The sequence below is a fragment of the Streptomyces sp. NPDC059861 genome (genome assembly GCF_042731435.1).
Lineage (GTDB): Bacteria > Actinomycetota > Actinomycetes > Streptomycetales > Streptomycetaceae > Streptomyces.
Genome location: NZ_JBHWJQ010000027.1, coordinates 40,429 through 54,944, shown reverse-complemented (window position 1 = coordinate 54,944; position 14,516 = coordinate 40,429). Strand labels below are relative to the sequence as shown.

Here is a 14,516-nt window from a genome sequence, read left to right as displayed (position 1 = left end):
CCCTGGCGATGCTGGTGGGCGGTGCCGGGGTGCTGCTCGGCGTGGCCGCGGTGCCCGCTCAGGCTGCCGAGGTGTCGTACCGGACCGAGTGCATCCCGCCGCCCATCTCCGGACTGCCGCCCGTGCAGGGCACCACGACGGTGGCGGTCGCCGCTCCGGCGACGGCGAAGGTGGGGGACGAGGTGGAGGTGGTCTGGACGTTCGTGCAGGCGGCCTCCAGGAACCCCGACCTCGTCGACCTGCCGGCGAACTCGGTGCAGCCGAGCGGCACCCTGAAGGCGGCCGGCTCCCAGGTCGCGGACATCGCGATGCGGGGGCCGCGGGAGAACCCGCCGATTCCCAAGGGAGGCGCCATGGCGCTGTCCGCCATGAAGGGCACGCTGAAGCTGACGGCGCCCGGCGCGGTGACGCTCACGCCCGGCGCGTACGCCATCAACGCCATGTCGACGGACACGAAGTGCGCCCCGCAGGAGGCCGTGCAGGCGGCGGCCACCATCGATGTGACGCCGGCCGACGGCGGCTCGGGGACGGGCAGCCCGACGCCGAGCCCCACGGACAGCGGATCGCCGTCACCCTCGCCGACGGGCAGCCCCGCGCCCTCCGGAAGCCCCGCGCCCACGTCGAGCGGGCAGACCGACTTCACCGGCAAGGAAATCCAGGTCCCCTACGAGTGCAAGACGCCCATCGGTGACAAGGAGGCCACCTCGCCGGTGCAGATCGACGCCCGCAGGAACGGCGGGAGCTTCGATCTCACCGTGCAGTTCAAGAAGTCGGTGATGGACAGCCCGGCCGAGATCCCGAAGGACTCGGTCAAGCCGTCGATGGAGGTGGTGCTCGGCGGTGCCGACACGGGCACGGTCCATGTCGAGGGGCCCACCAACACCGAGGCGATCAAGGCGGGCGACCCGATCGAGATCCCCGATCTGACCGGGACCTACAAGCCGGGGGCGAGCGGTGAGTCGACGCTGTCGCCGGGTGTGCTGACGGTCGAGGCCCTGGGCACGACCACGACGTGCACCCCGGCGAAGACCGAGGTCTCGCTCACCCTGGACACCACCCAGCAGCCGGGCGGCGCCGCGGGCGGCTCGTCCTCGGGAGGTTCTTCGTCGGGCGGTTCGTCCGCGGGCGGTTCGTCCTCCGGCGGCGGCCTCGCCGAGACGGGCGCCGGCGACAACGCCACCCTCAAGGCCCTCGCCCTGGTCGCCGGCACGGCGGTCCTGCTGGGCGGCGCGGTGTTCACGTTCCTGCCCCGCAAGCCCTGAGAAACGCCAAGGGCCACCACATCCGAGGAGGATGCGGTGGCCCTTGGGGCACGTACGGCTACTTCACGTCGCCCATCAGGGAGCGGATCTTGCGGCCGGCCGTCATGAAGGCCAGTCCGGCCGCGACGGCGATGATCGCCCACATCGTGTAGTAGACCGCGTCGCCCAGCGGCGCGTTGAGCTTGGTGGTCCAGCCGTTGAGGGCGTTGCCCGTCGCGGTCGCCAGGAACCACAGACCCATGATCTGGCCCACGAACTGCTTCGGCGCCAGCTTCGTCGACAGGGACAGCCCCACCGGCGACAGGCACATCTCGCCGAGGGTCTGCACCAGGTAGACGCTCAGCAGCCAGAAGACGGTGACCTTGCCCGTGTCGCTGTTCGCGGCGGCGGCGCCGGCCAGGCCCATGATGCCGAACGAGCCACCGATGAGCAGCATCGCCAGGGCGAACTTCATGGGCGTGCTGGGCTCACGGTCGCGCTTGGCCAGCTTCACCCAGAGGGCGGCGAAGACCGGGGCGAGCACGATGACCATGGCCGGGTTCACGGACTGGTACCAGGACGCCGGGAACTCCCAGCCGCCGATCGTGCGGTCCGTCTTGCCGTCCGCGAAGATCGTCAGCAGCGAACCGGACTGGTCGTAGATCATCCAGAACAGCACGGCGGTGGCGAAGAACCAGGCGAAGGCCTGGATCTTGGGCTTGTCCTGGCTGGTCAGGGCGGGGTTCCGGTACATCGTCACGAAGTAGATGACCGGGATCACGATGCCGAGGACCGCGAGCACGTTGACGATGTGCTCTATGTCGTACGTCCCCAGCGCGATGTCCAGGACCAGTGCGGCGACGGCGACACCGCTCCACAGCGCGACCTTGCGCAGCGCGGACCGCTTCTCCTCCGGCGAGGCCGGGGTGCCGGGGTGCTTGCCGATGTCACCCAGGTGGCGGCCGCCGAGGACGTACTGGATGACGGCGAGGGTCATGCCGACACCGGCGACACCGAAGCCGAGGTGCCAGTTGACGTTCTCGCCGAGGTAGCCGACGACCAGCGGGGCAGCCATGCCGCCGATGTTGATCGCCATGTAGAAGAGCGTGAAACCGGCGTCGCGGCGGGCGCTGGGCTGGCCCTCGTAGAGGCCACCGACCATCGCGGAGATGTTCGGCTTGAGCAGCCCGGTGCCGATCGCGATCAGACCCAGACCGCAGAAGAAGGCTGCGTCCGCGGGGATCGCCAGCGTGAAGTGGCCGAGGGCGATGACGATGCCGCCCACCAGTACGGCCTTACGGGCACCCCAGAGCCGGTCCGCGACCCAGCCACCGGGCATGGCGGCCATGTACACGACCGCGTTGTACACGCCGTAGATCGAGGCGGCGAGGGCTTCCCGGCCCGCCAGGGGGCCGTCGAGGACGCCCGCGATCAGGTAGAGAACGAGGATGCCGCGCATTCCGTACCAGGAGAAGCGCTCCCACATCTCCGTCATGAAAAGCGTGGCCATACCGCGGGGGTGGCCGAAGAAGGTCTTCTCGGTGCCCGGGGAGGCCGAGTCCTTCGTCAGGCTGGACGCCATGGTCGATCCTTGCTGGTCGGGACGCGCTCATAGAGCGATGCGCGCCCGGTGGGGGACGGCCGGCACCGGCGGATCGGTCGTCCACCCCACGCCCACGGGGAGTCCGCCCCGGATCACGGAGCGGTGGACGACGCCCACCGGGATCCACGCCTCGCGTGCCTCTCTGCGCGCGCGGCCCGGCCACAGGTCTTTCCTTTCGTGGCCGGCCACCGGCCGGCCCGCACACAAAAGTGACCCTTGGCGACATGACGTCCGCCAAAGGTCCCCGCGGTGCTACAGGCGTCCAATCACCATACGACAGGACACTGCCGGAAATGGAAGGACTTGAGACGCGGATCACAGGTGTCGCGGGAACCGCACCCGCCCTTTCCAAGGTCTCTGCCTGATTCCACGCTACAGACCCAGGTTCGTACCAAAGCACGGCCGGGTAAGAATCCCGGCCTCGTCATCGCGCCCCGGCCCAGGCCACGGGCGGACTACCATCAGCTCATGACCCGTGTACTGCTCGCCGAGGACGACGCGTCCATCTCGGAGCCGCTGGCGCGCGCACTGCGCCGGGAGGGTTACGAGGTCGAGGTGCGTGAGGACGGACCCACCGCGCTCGACGCGGGCATCCAGGGCGGCGTCGACCTGGTCGTGCTGGACCTCGGGCTGCCCGGCATGGACGGCCTGGAGGTGGCCCGTCGACTGCGTGCCGAAGGCCACACCGTGCCCATCCTGATCCTCACGGCACGCGCCGACGAGGTGGACACGGTCGTCGGTCTCGACGCAGGCGCCGACGACTACGTCACCAAGCCCTTTCGCCTCGCCGAGCTGCTCGCCCGGGTCCGGGCCCTGCTGCGGCGCGGTGCCGCCGAGCCCCAGCAGCCGCCCGCCACGCACGGGGTGCGGATCGACGTCGAGTCGCACCGCGCCTGGATGGGTGACGAGGAGCTCCAGCTCACCGCCAAGGAGTTCGACCTGCTGCGGGTCCTTGTGCGGGACGCCGGCCGGGTCGTCACCCGCGACCAGCTGATGCGCGAGGTGTGGGACACCACCTGGTGGTCGTCCACCAAGACCCTCGACATGCACATCTCCTGGCTGCGCAAGAAGCTGGGCGACGACGCGGCGAACCCCCGCTACATCGCGACCGTACGCGGCGTGGGCTTCCGCTTCGAGAAGAGCTAGCCCCGCGCCGGGCCTCCCGGGGTAAGCCGCGGGTAACACACGGGTAAGAGGGACATGCGCCGCCGACTGATCCAGTCCACGCTCGCCGTGGTGCTCGTCGTGATCGCCGTCTTCGGCGTCTCCCTCGTCGTGGTGGAGACCCGCACGATCAGCGCCAGCGCCCAGGAGCGGGTCGAGTCCGAGGCGGTGCGGCTGACCGGCATCGTCGACAGCCGGATCCTCGGCCACGAGCAGATCACCTCCGAGATCCTCGTCGACCAGGTCGGCGACGACCGGTACGCCGTGGTGCACATCCCCGGTCAGCCGCCGATCGAGATCGGCCAGAAGCCGTCCGGTGACGTGATCGAGTCGACCCGGCAGGGCGAGGAGGGCGAGACGGTCACCGTCCAGGAGCCGCGCTCCGCGGTGACCCAGGAGGTCGGCCGTACGCTGCTGATGATCGGCGCGGTGGCGCTGCTGGCCGTCATCGCCGCGGTGCTGCTCGCCCTGCGGCAGGCCAACCGCCTCGCCTCACCGCTCACCGACCTCGCGGAGACCGCCGAGCGCCTCGGCTCCGGCGACCCCCGCCCCCGCCGCAAGCGGTACGGCGTCCCGGAGCTGGACCGCGTCGCCGACGTCCTGGACGCCTCCGCCGAACGCATCGCCCGGATGCTCACCGCCGAGCGCCGCCTCGCCGCCGACGCCTCCCACCAGCTGCGCACCCCGCTCACCGCGCTGTCCATGCGGCTGGAGGAGATCACCCTCACCGACGACCCGACCACCGTGAAGGAGGAGGCGACCATCGCGCTCACGCAGGTGGAGCGCCTCACGGACGTCGTCGAGCGGTTGCTCACCAACAGCCGCGACCCGCGCACCGGCTCGGCGGTCACCTTCGACCTCGACGAGGTGATCCAGCAGCAGCTCGCCGAGTGGCGCCCGGCCTACCGCAACGTGGGCCGCGCGATCGTCAGCTCCGGCAAGCGGCACCTGGAGGCGGTGGGCACGCCGGGCGCGGTCGCGCAGGTGCTGGCGGCCCTGATCGAGAACTCCCTGATGCACGGTGGCGGCACGGTCGCCCTGCGCACCCGCGTCACCGGCAACCAGGCGGTCATCGAGGTCACCGACGAGGGCACCGGCGTCCCGGCCGACCTGGGCGCCCGCATCTTCGAGCGCGCGATCAGCGGCCGCAACTCCACCGGTATCGGCCTGGCCGTCGCCCGTGACCTCGCGGAGGCCGACGGGGGCCGCCTGGAGATGCTGCAGGCCCAGCCGCCGGTCTTCGGGCTGTTCCTGTCGCGTACGCCGGTGACGAAGGCGTCGGACGAGGAGCGGACGGTTCGCTGAGGCGGGCGCCGGGGGCCTACGGCCCCGGGTCACACCCGGGCCCGCTGCGTCGGCCGCACCGGCCCGGCGGTCTCCAGGAACGATTCCGCGTCGGCCACGGCCTCCTGGGCGGGCAGCGCCCGGAACACCCAGGAGCGGTAGGACCAGAACCGGAAGAGCGTCGCGACGCCGATGCCGACGAACTTGAAGATGTTGCTCTGCAGCGGGCTGTCCCAGCCGAAGCCGTACGTCGCCGCGTACAGCAGACCGTTCTCGATCACCAGGCCGACCCCGCTGAAGAGCAGGAACAGCGTCAGTTCCTTCGTACGGCCGCCCTTGTCGCGGTCGCGGTAGGTGAAGTAGCGAAAGCCCAGGTAGTTGAAGGCGATCGCCACCACCGTCGCGATCACACTGGCGCGCACCACCTGGAGGTCGGTCACATGCCGTACCAGGTTGAACACGAGGAGGTTGACGAGGAGGCCCGCGCCACCCACCGCCCCGAACCTCGCGACCTCCCGTACGAGCCTGCGCAGCCCTGCGGAACCACGTCCCATGGTCGTACAGGCCCCCAGTCGGTCGGTTTCGTCAACTCCGCCATGCTAACCACCGCCTTCCCGTGATCGCCTGTGTATGTCCTCACGCCCGCCGAAGAGGCGGAAACCGGCCGACCTTGCGTGGCGGATACCCTGGGGGCGTGACGTTCCCGGTAGTCGGCATGGTCGGCGGGGGCCAGCTCGCGCGTATGACGCACGAAGCGGGCATCCCGTTGGGCATCAGGTTCAAGCTCCTCAGTGACACCCCGCAGGATTCCGCGGCGCAGGTGGTCGGCGATGTCGTGGTCGGCGACTATCGCGACCTCGACACGCTGCGCGCCTTCGCACGCGGGTGCGACGTGATCACGTTCGATCATGAGCACGTGCCCACCGAGCACCTACGGGCCCTTGAGGCGGACGGCATCCCCGTGCGCCCCGGCCCCGAGGCGCTCCAGCACGCCCAGGACAAGGGTGTGATGCGGGCGAGGCTCGACGCGATCGGCGTGCCGTGTCCGCGGCACCGCCTCGTGAGCGACCCGCAGGACGTGGCCGCGTTCGCGGCCGAGGGCGAGGGCTTCCCCGTCGTCCTCAAGACCGTCCGCGGCGGCTACGACGGCAAGGGCGTGTGGGTCGTGGGCTCCGTCGAGGAGGCCGCCGAACCCTTCCGCGCCGGCGTCCCCGTCCTCGCCGAGGAGAAGGTCGACTTCGTACGGGAACTCGCGGCAAACGTCGTCCGCTCCCCGCACGGCCAGGCCGTCGCCTACCCGGTGGTCGAGTCCCAGCAGGTGGGCGGCGTCTGCGACACGGTGATCGCGCCCGCCCCCGACCTCGACGAGGCCCTCGCCCTGCGCGCCGAGGAGATGGCGCTGACCATCGCCAAGGAGCTCGGCGTCGTCGGCCACCTCGCCGTCGAGCTGTTCCAGACCCGCGACGGGCGGATCCTCGTCAACGAACTGGCGATGCGACCGCACAACTCCGGCCACTGGTCGATGGACGGCGCCATCACCTCCCAGTTCGCCAACCACCTCCGGGCCGTCCTCGACCTCCCGCTCGGCGATCCGCGCCCGCGCGCGAAGTGGACGGTCATGGTCAACGTCCTCGGCGGCGACTACCCCGACATGTACTCCGCGTACCTGCACTGCATGGCCCGCGACCCCGAACTGAAGATCCACATGTACGGCAAGGACGTGAAGCCCGGCCGCAAGGTCGGTCACGTCAACACCTACGGCGACGACCTCGACGACGTGCTGGAGCGCGCCCGTCACGCTGCCGGCTACCTGAGAGGCACGATCACCGAATGAGCCCCGTTGTTGGCATCGTCATGGGGTCGGACTCCGACTGGCCCGTCATGGAGGCCGCCGCCAAGGCGCTCGACGAGTTCGAGATCGCCTACGAGGTCGACGTCGTCTCCGCGCACCGGATGCCGCGCGAGATGGTCACGTACGGCGAGCAGGCCGCGGACCGGGGACTCAAGGTGATCATCGCAGGTGCGGGCGGCGCCGCCCATCTGCCCGGCATGCTCGCGTCCGTGACCCCGCTGCCGGTGATCGGTGTCCCGGTGCCGCTGAAGTACCTGGACGGCATGGACAGTCTCCTGTCCATCGTGCAGATGCCGGCCGGTGTGCCGGTCGCCACGGTCTCGGTCGCCGGGGCCCGCAACGCCGGACTGCTCGCGGCCCGGATCCTCGCCGCCCACGACGAGGACCTCCTCGTCCGGATGAAGGACTTCCAGCAGGAGCTGAACGTCCAGGCCACCGAGAAGGGCAAGCGGCTGCGCGCCAAGGTCGACGGCGCTGGCGGCGGCTTCGGATTCGGCAACTGAGGCTTCGGCAATTGACGCTCGGCGACCGAGGGCGAAGGACGTTTCGGCAACTATGGCGACAGACAGGGGGGCGGCCATGACCGCACTGAACCAGGCACGGGAACTGCTGCGCGAGTTCCCGGTGGCCGACGGGCACAACGACCTGCCCTGGGCGCTGCGTGAGCAGGTCCGATACGACCTCGACGCCCGGGACATCGCCGCTCCCCAGGGCGCCCACCTCCACACCGACCTGCCGCGGCTGCGCGAGGGCGGGGTCGGGGCGCAGTTCTGGTCGGTGTACGTCCGCTCGGACCTGCCCGACGCGGTGCCCGCGACGCTGGAACAGATCGACTGCGTACGGCAGTTGCTCGTCCGGTACCCGAAGGTGCTCGCGCCCGCCCTGACGGCCGGTGACATGGAGGCGGCGCGCGCGGAGGGCCGTATCGCCTCCCTCATGGGTGCCGAGGGCGGTCACTCCATCGCCAACTCCCTCGCGACACTGCGGTCGTTGTACGCGCTCGGCGTCCGCTATCTGACCCTCACCCACAACGACAACGTGGCCTGGGCGGACTCCGCGACCGACGAGCCCGGCGTCGGCGGCCTGTCGGCCTTCGGCCGTGAGGTGGTGCGGGAGATGAACCGCGAGGGCATGCTGGTCGACCTCTCGCACGTGGCCGCGACGACCATGCGGGACGCGCTGGAGACCACCGCCGCGCCGGTGATCTTCTCGCACTCCTCCGCCCGTGCCGTCTGCGACCACCCGCGCAACATCCCCGACGACGTCCTGGAGCGGCTGCCCGCCAACGGGGGCATCGCGATGGTGACGTTCGTGCCGAAGTTCGTGCTTCAGGCGGCCGTCGACTGGACGGCCGCCGCGGACGAGAACATGCGCGCGCACGGTTTCCACCACCTCGACACCACTGCCGAGGCGATGCGGGTGCACCGGGCCTTCGAGGAGCGCAATCCGCGCCCGGTCGCGACCGTGGCGACCGTCGCCGACCATCTGGACCACATGCGGGAGGTGGCCGGCGTCGACCACCTGGGCATCGGCGGCGACTACGACGGCACCGCTTTCACCCCCGAGGGCCTGGACGACGTCTCCGGCTATCCGAACCTCGTCGCGGAACTCCTGGACCGCGGCTGGTCCAGGTCCGACCTGGCCAAGCTGACCTGGCGGAACGCGGTACGGGTACTGGGCGCGGCGGAGGACGTGGCCCGCGACCTCCAGTCCACCCGCGGCCCGTCCAACGCGACGATCGAAGCGCTGGACGGCTGAACGCGAGGGCGCGGGTGCGGTGGTGCGCGCCCGGGGCTGAGGCCCGGTCCCGGCGGGGCCGGAGTCGGTCTGGCCGGGGCCCCGCCGCGGCTAGCCCGAACGCCGCGCCCACCAGGAGCCCTCCGGTGGCCCGTGCGACGGTGGCCGTACAGCGATCGCCCGCGCACGTACGGAGCCAGCCATGGCCGATCTCCAGAACGACCTGCACACCACAGCTGAGGTCGGCGAGCTCGACGCCCTGTCCCTGGACCCCTCGTTCCCGCCGGATCCGTACCCCGCGACGGACGAGCCGGACGCCGACCTGCTGGGCCGGGCGCACGCCCTGCTCGCCGCCCACCCCGTCGCCGACGGCTACAGCGGGCTGCCGTGGGCGCTGCGCCATCTGCCCTGGTACGACCTGGAGCTCGGCGAGATCGCCGTCGACACCGACGTCCCGCGGATGCGGCAGGGCCATGTCGGCGCGCTGCTCTGCTCGCTGCACCTGCCCGAGGGCCTCGCCGCCGACCGGGCCGTCGCCGCGACGCTGGAGCAGCTGGACCTGGTCCGCACGGTGATCGGTAACCACCCCGAGGGACTGCGCCTGGCGCGCACCGCCGGGCAGGTCATCGACGCCCGCAACTGCGGGCGCACCGCCGTGCTGCTCGGCCCGGCCACCGCCGCCGCGCTGGACGACTCCGTGAGTCTGCTGCGCGTCCTGCACGCCCTCGGCCTGCGCATCGTCACCCTCACCGGCACCTCCTGGGCGAGCGAGGCGGGGCTGACCCGGTTCGGCGAGGAAGTCGTGCGCGAGATGAACCGCCTCGGTGTGCTCGTCGACCTCTCCGGCGCCTCCGAGCGGACCATGGGACGCGTCCTCGCCGCCTCCAAGTCCCCCGTCCTGTGCACCCGCTCCGGTGCCCGCGCCCTGCGCCCCCACCCCGCCAATCTCCCCGACGAACTGCTCACCGCGCTGGGCAGGGCGAAGGGCCTGTGCCTGGTGCCGCTGACGGCGGAGCAGACCGGGCCGACCATCCGGGACGTCGCCGACCACCTCGACCATGTCCGCGCCGTCGCCGGGCCCGGCAGCGTGGGTCTGTCCGGCACCTACGACGCCGGCTGCGCCCATCCGCAGGAGCTGACCGACGCCTCCTGCTACCCGCACCTCGTCGCCGAGCTGCTGCGACGCGGTTGGCCGGAGACCGACCTGGCCCTGCTGACCTGGGGAAATCTCCAGAGGGTACTGCGCACGGCCGACTTCACCGCCCGCGCGGCCCAGGAGCGACGCGCGCCGTCGACCGCACGGATCGCGGATCTGGACGCCTGAGCGGACACGAGAAAGGACTGCCGATGTCAGGGGCGCTCGCCATGGACAGGCTCCGGGTGTCAGGTGTGCTCGATCCGGCAGAGGCAGAACGGGTGCCCCGCCGGGTCGGCGTAGACCCGGAAGTCCTTGGTCTCGTAGTCCTCCGCGTCCAGCACCCGTGCGCCCAGCTCCAGCACCCGCTTCTCGGCCGCGTCCACCTCTTCCCAGGTCGACCCGGCGTCGAGGTCGATGTGGAACTGCTGCGGATTGCGGTCCGCGCGCGGCCACTCCGGCGGCGTGTAGCCGTCCACGCGCTGAAAGGCCAGCCCCGGGCCGCCGGGGACACGCAGGACGACCCACTCGCCGTCCACCTCCTGCGGGGTGCCGCCCAGGACCCCGGCGTAGAAGCGGGCGAGCGCGCGCGGGTCGGGACAGTCGAGGACGACGAAACGGAAACGGATCCCGGGTTCCATGGGGTTGCCTTCCGGCTCAGCAGGCACAGAGGCAGAACGGGTGCCCCGCCGGGTCCGCGTACACACGCCACGTGCGTGAGCGGTCCTCGGCGTCCAGCACCCGGGCGCCCAGCGCCAGCACGCCCGCCTCGGCCGCGTCCAGGTCCTCGACCGTGAGGTCCAGATGGAACTGCTGGGAGTCCTCGGCGGACGGCCACTTCGGAGCCGTGAACCCGGGCGCGGCCTGGAAGGCCAGTTGCTGCCCTCCCGGCACCTTCAGGTCCATCCACTCCGCGTCGCCCTCGACGGTGCCGCCGAGCAGTTCGGCGTAGAAGCCGGCCAGTGCGCGGGGGTCGGGACAGTCCAGGACGACGACGCCGAGCTGTGCGAGAGCCATGACCACTCCTCGGGTTACCTGCAGATGGGTCCAACCGGTAACGGTTACCTCATGCTCCCGCAATGGCGGTAACGTCGCAAGCATGACTGCGAGATTGCCCGCGCCCGGCGGCCTCGCCCTGGTGGAGGCCCTGGTCAACACGGTCGACCTGGAGTCGGGCGGCGACGCCCTCGACTCGGCCGAGGGCCGGGCCCCGTTCGGGATCGGCGAGCGGGACCTGCCGGACGTACGCGAGCTGCGCGAGTCGCTGCGCGCCGCCTGCCTCGCGCACGCCGGGCACCCGCCGCACCGCGCGGTGACGCCGCTGGGCGCACTGCTGGCACGGGCGCCGCTGTACGTCGCGGTCGACGAGCGGGACGGCTCGGCGCGCCTCGCGCCGGTCGACGGAAAACCGCTGCTCTCGCGAGTGGCGGCGGCCGTGGCACAGGCGCTGACCGAGGGCACCTGGCAGCGGCTGAAGGCCTGTGAGCTGCCCGACTGCCACTGGGCGTACTACGACCGCAGCCCGGCCGGCCGGGGTCGCTGGTGCTCCATGTCGGTGTGCGGGGCGCGCGCGAAGATGCGGCGGTACCGGGCGAAGGGCGCCTGAGTGAAGGGCCCGTGGTGCAGAATGCGTGAAGACGCCGGTTCGGCCGACTGAGCCTCGGCCGAACCGGCGTCGCCGTTCGGTCCCGGCTCGCGCGGCGCGCTCAGGCCGTCGGCCGGCCCATCGCGCGGTACGTCCAGTCCGCCCGCCGCCACAGCTCCGGGTCGAGGGCGTTGCGGCCGTCCAGGATGACGCGGGACTTCACGGACTCGCCCAGCGCGGCCGGGTCCAGCTCGCGGAACTCGCGCCACTCGGTCAGGTGCAGCACCACGTCGGCACCCTGCACCGCCGCCTGCGCCGAGTCGGCGTACCCCAGCGTCGGGAAGAGCCGCCGGGCGTTGGCCATGCCCTTCGGGTCGTACACCGTGACCTGGCCGCCCTGGAGGTGGATCTGCCCGGCGACGTTCAGCGCGGGCGAGTCACGGACGTCGTCGGAGTCGGGCTTGAACGCGGCGCCGAGCACGGCCACCCGCTTGCCCAGGAAGGAGCCGCCGCCGAGCGCCTCCCGCGCCATCTCGACCATCTGCCCGCGCCGGCGCATGTTGATGGAGTCGATCTCGCGCAGGAAGGTCAGCGCCTGGTCGGCCCCCAGCTCACCGGCGCGCGCCATGAACGCCCGGATGTCCTTCGGCAGGCAGCCGCCGCCGAATCCGATCCCGGCCCGCAGGAACTTCCTTCCGATCCGGTCGTCGTAACCGATCGCCTCCGCCAGCTTCAGCACGTCGCCGCCCGCGGCCTCGCACACCTCCGCCATCGCGTTGATGAAGGAGATCTTGGTGGCGAGGAAGGAGTTCGCGGAGGTCTTCACCAGCTCGGCGGTCGGGAAGTCGGTCACCACGAACGGCGAACCCCCGGCGACCGGCGTCGTGTACACCTCGCGCAGCAGCTTCTCGGCCCGGTCGCTGCGCACGCCGACCACGATCCGGTCCGGGTGCAGCGTGTCCTCGACGGCGAAGCCCTCGCGCAGGAACTCCGGGTTCCAGGCCAGCTCGGCGTCCGCGCCGGCCGGCGCGTGCTCGGCGAGGTAGGCGGCGAGGCGGTCGGCGGAGCCCACGGGCACGGTCGACTTGCCCACGACCAGGGCGGGACCGGTCAGATGCGGCGCGAGGGAGGCGAAGGCGGAGTCGACGTAGCTCATGTCGCAGGCGTACTCGCCGTGCTTCTGCGGGGTGTTCACGCAGACGAAGTGGACGTCGCCGAAGGCCGCCACCTCGGCGTAATCTGTGGTGAACCGCAGCCGTCCGCTGGACCCCTCGATCCCGGCGACGTGCTTGCGCAGCAGTTCCTCGAGGCCGGGCTCGTACATCGGGACCTCGCCCCGGCGGAGCGTCTCGATCTTCTCGGGGACCACGTCGAGCCCCAGCACCTCGAACCCGAGCTCGGCCATCGCCGCGGCGTGGGTGGCGCCGAGGTAACCGGTACCGATCACGGTGATCTTGAGGGCCATGGGGGACTCCACTGGGTAGCGTCGGTAGTGCGGGGCCGAGCATAGCTGTCGGTGTCGACGGGCAGTTTTCCCGCTGTCGTCAAGCTCACGTACCCCTGGCGTGGGCGGACCCCTAAAATTTGGGTTACTTAACGGTAATTAGCGCCAGCAGCATCACAGCGTCTTCCTTGGAGCGTGAGAGACCTTGGCCGGATCGGCTGACTTCGACCTGTACCGCCCGACCGAGGAGCACGAGATGCTCCGCGACTCCGTTCGCGCGCTGGCCGAGGCGAAGATCGCGCCGTACGCCGCCGCGGTGGACGAGGACGCCCGCTTCCCGCAGGAGGCGCTGGACGCGCTGGTGGCCGGCGACCTGCACGCCGTCCACGTACCCGAGTCGTACGGCGGCGCCGGCGCGGACGCGCTCGCCACCGTGATCGTCATCGAGGAGGTGGCGCGGGTCTGCGCCTCGTCCTCCCTCATCCCCGCGGTGAACAAGCTGGGCTCCATGCCGGTGATCCTGTCCGGCTCCGAGGCGCTGAAGAAGAAGTACATGACGCCGCTCGCCAAGGGTGACGGGATGTTCTCCTACTGCCTCTCCGAGCCTGACGCGGGCTCCGACGCGGCCGGCATGAAGACGCGCGCGGTCCGTGACGGCGACCACTACGTGCTGAACGGCGTGAAGCGCTGGATCACCAACGCCGGCGTCTCCGAGTACTACACGGTGATGGCCGTGACGGACCCCGAGAAGCGCTCCAAGGGCATCTCGGCCTTCGTCGTCGAGAAGTCGGACGAGGGCGTCTCGTTCGGCGCCCCCGAGAAGAAGCTCGGCATCAAGGGCTCCCCGACCCGCGAGGTCTACCTCGACAACGTCCGGATCCCCGCCGACCGCATGATCGGCGACGAGGGAACCGGCTTCGCGACGGCGATGAAGACCCTGGACCACACCCGTATCACCATCGCCGCGCAGGCTCTCGGCATCGCCCAGGGCGCCCTCGACTACGCCAAGGGCTACGTCAAGGAGCGCAAGCAGTTCGGCAAGCCGATCGCCGACTTCCAGGGCATCCAGTTCATGCTCGCCGACATGGCCATGAAGATCTCGGCCGCCCGCGCCCTGACCTACCAGGCCGCCGCCGCCTCCGAGCGCGGCGACGCCGACCTCACCTACCAGGGTGCCGCCGCCAAGTGCTTCGCCTCCGACGTGGCCATGGAGGTCACCACGGACGCCGTCCAGCTCCTCGGCGGCTACGGCTACACCCGTGACTACCCGGTGGAGCGCATGATGCGCGACGCCAAGATCACCCAGATCTACGAGGGCACGAACCAGGTCCAGCGCATCGTCATGGCGCGCAACCTGCCGTAGCCCCCGGTCCGCCACGACGCCAGTCGTTCGGCGTATCGGCACACGAGCCCCCGGAGCGAATCCGGGGGCTTTTGTGGCTTTGCTGGCCTTTCATCGCGCTTTGCGGGC

General features: G+C 71.0%; 14 protein-coding genes. 9 read left to right on the top strand and 5 right to left on the bottom strand.

Going from position 1 to position 14,516, the window contains the following annotated elements:
* Nucleotides 1-8 precede the first annotated feature (8 nt).
* Nucleotides 9-1,262: a hypothetical protein gene (locus tag ACFV6X_RS23135; protein ID WP_385386390.1), complete on the top strand. Its 1,254-nt coding sequence runs from the start codon at nt 9-11 to the stop codon at nt 1,260-1,262.
* A gap of 58 nt (nt 1,263-1,320) precedes the next feature.
* Here ACFV6X_RS23135 and ACFV6X_RS23130 read toward each other — a convergent pair whose 3' ends face one another.
* The gene (locus ACFV6X_RS23130) at nt 1,321-2,823 is read right to left on the bottom strand and encodes a peptide MFS transporter (RefSeq protein ID WP_385386304.1); all 1,503 of its coding nucleotides are present in this window, start codon (nt 2,821-2,823) and stop codon (nt 1,321-1,323) included.
* A 489-nt stretch (nt 2,824-3,312) separates the two neighbouring features.
* On the opposite strand from ACFV6X_RS23130, the gene ACFV6X_RS23125 reads away from it, so the two are divergent.
* The gene (locus tag ACFV6X_RS23125; RefSeq protein ID WP_141311399.1) at nt 3,313-3,990 is read left to right on the top strand and encodes a response regulator transcription factor; all 678 of its coding nucleotides are present in this window, start codon (nt 3,313-3,315) and stop codon (nt 3,988-3,990) included.
* A gap of 54 nt (nt 3,991-4,044) precedes the next feature.
* Nucleotides 4,045-5,313 (top strand): ATP-binding protein, encoded by a 1,269-nt coding sequence (locus ACFV6X_RS23120; protein WP_385386302.1) that lies wholly within the window; start codon nt 4,045-4,047, stop codon nt 5,311-5,313.
* A gap of 29 nt (nt 5,314-5,342) precedes the next feature.
* On the opposite strand, the gene ACFV6X_RS23115 is transcribed toward ACFV6X_RS23120, so the two are convergent.
* Nucleotides 5,343-5,846, bottom strand: coding sequence for a GtrA family protein (locus ACFV6X_RS23115; RefSeq protein ID WP_385386300.1), 504 nt, complete (start codon nt 5,844-5,846; stop codon nt 5,343-5,345).
* 140 nt (nt 5,847-5,986) lie between these two features.
* Between ACFV6X_RS23115 and ACFV6X_RS23110 the strand changes: the two genes are divergently transcribed.
* The 4 genes from ACFV6X_RS23110 (at nt 5,987) to ACFV6X_RS23095 (ending at nt 10,205) form a co-directional block, all read left to right on the top strand.
* Nucleotides 5,987-7,126 (top strand): 5-(carboxyamino)imidazole ribonucleotide synthase, encoded by a 1,140-nt coding sequence (locus tag ACFV6X_RS23110; protein ID WP_385386298.1) that lies wholly within the window; start codon nt 5,987-5,989, stop codon nt 7,124-7,126.
* Complete coding sequence (gene purE / locus ACFV6X_RS23105) at nt 7,123-7,647, top strand: 5-(carboxyamino)imidazole ribonucleotide mutase (RefSeq protein WP_385386296.1); 525 nt, start codon at nt 7,123-7,125, stop codon at nt 7,645-7,647. Before ACFV6X_RS23110 ends, purE begins: the two co-directional genes overlap by 4 nt.
* Before the next feature lie 76 nt (nt 7,648-7,723).
* Nucleotides 7,724-8,902, top strand: coding sequence for a dipeptidase (locus ACFV6X_RS23100; protein WP_385386294.1), 1,179 nt, complete (start codon nt 7,724-7,726; stop codon nt 8,900-8,902).
* 181 nt (nt 8,903-9,083) lie between these two features.
* Nucleotides 9,084-10,205, top strand: coding sequence for a dipeptidase (locus tag ACFV6X_RS23095; protein ID WP_385386292.1), 1,122 nt, complete (start codon nt 9,084-9,086; stop codon nt 10,203-10,205).
* Between the two features lie 59 nt (nt 10,206-10,264).
* Here ACFV6X_RS23095 and ACFV6X_RS23090 read toward each other — a convergent pair whose 3' ends face one another.
* Together ACFV6X_RS23090 and ACFV6X_RS23085 are read right to left on the bottom strand one after the other, a co-directional pair.
* Nucleotides 10,265-10,657: a VOC family protein gene (locus tag ACFV6X_RS23090; protein ID WP_385386290.1), complete on the bottom strand. Its 393-nt coding sequence runs from the start codon at nt 10,655-10,657 to the stop codon at nt 10,265-10,267.
* Between the two features lie 16 nt (nt 10,658-10,673).
* Nucleotides 10,674-11,033, bottom strand: a complete 360-nt coding sequence (locus ACFV6X_RS23085) for a VOC family protein (protein WP_385386288.1) — start codon at nt 11,031-11,033, stop codon at nt 10,674-10,676.
* An 82-nt stretch (nt 11,034-11,115) separates the two neighbouring features.
* Here ACFV6X_RS23085 and ACFV6X_RS23080 point away from each other — a divergent pair, with 82 nt between their 5' ends.
* Complete coding sequence (locus ACFV6X_RS23080; protein ID WP_385386286.1) at nt 11,116-11,622, top strand: CGNR zinc finger domain-containing protein; 507 nt, start codon at nt 11,116-11,118, stop codon at nt 11,620-11,622.
* 100 nt (nt 11,623-11,722) lie between these two features.
* On the opposite strand, the gene ACFV6X_RS23075 is transcribed toward ACFV6X_RS23080, so the two are convergent.
* On the bottom strand, nt 11,723-13,066 hold the full coding sequence (locus ACFV6X_RS23075) for a UDP-glucose dehydrogenase family protein (RefSeq protein ID WP_385386284.1): 1,344 nt from the start codon (nt 13,064-13,066) through the stop codon (nt 11,723-11,725).
* A 184-nt stretch (nt 13,067-13,250) separates the two neighbouring features.
* On the opposite strand from ACFV6X_RS23075, the gene ACFV6X_RS23070 reads away from it, so the two are divergent.
* Nucleotides 13,251-14,408, top strand: a complete 1,158-nt coding sequence (locus ACFV6X_RS23070) for an acyl-CoA dehydrogenase family protein (protein WP_385386282.1) — start codon at nt 13,251-13,253, stop codon at nt 14,406-14,408.
* Nucleotides 14,409-14,516 lie beyond the last annotated feature (108 nt).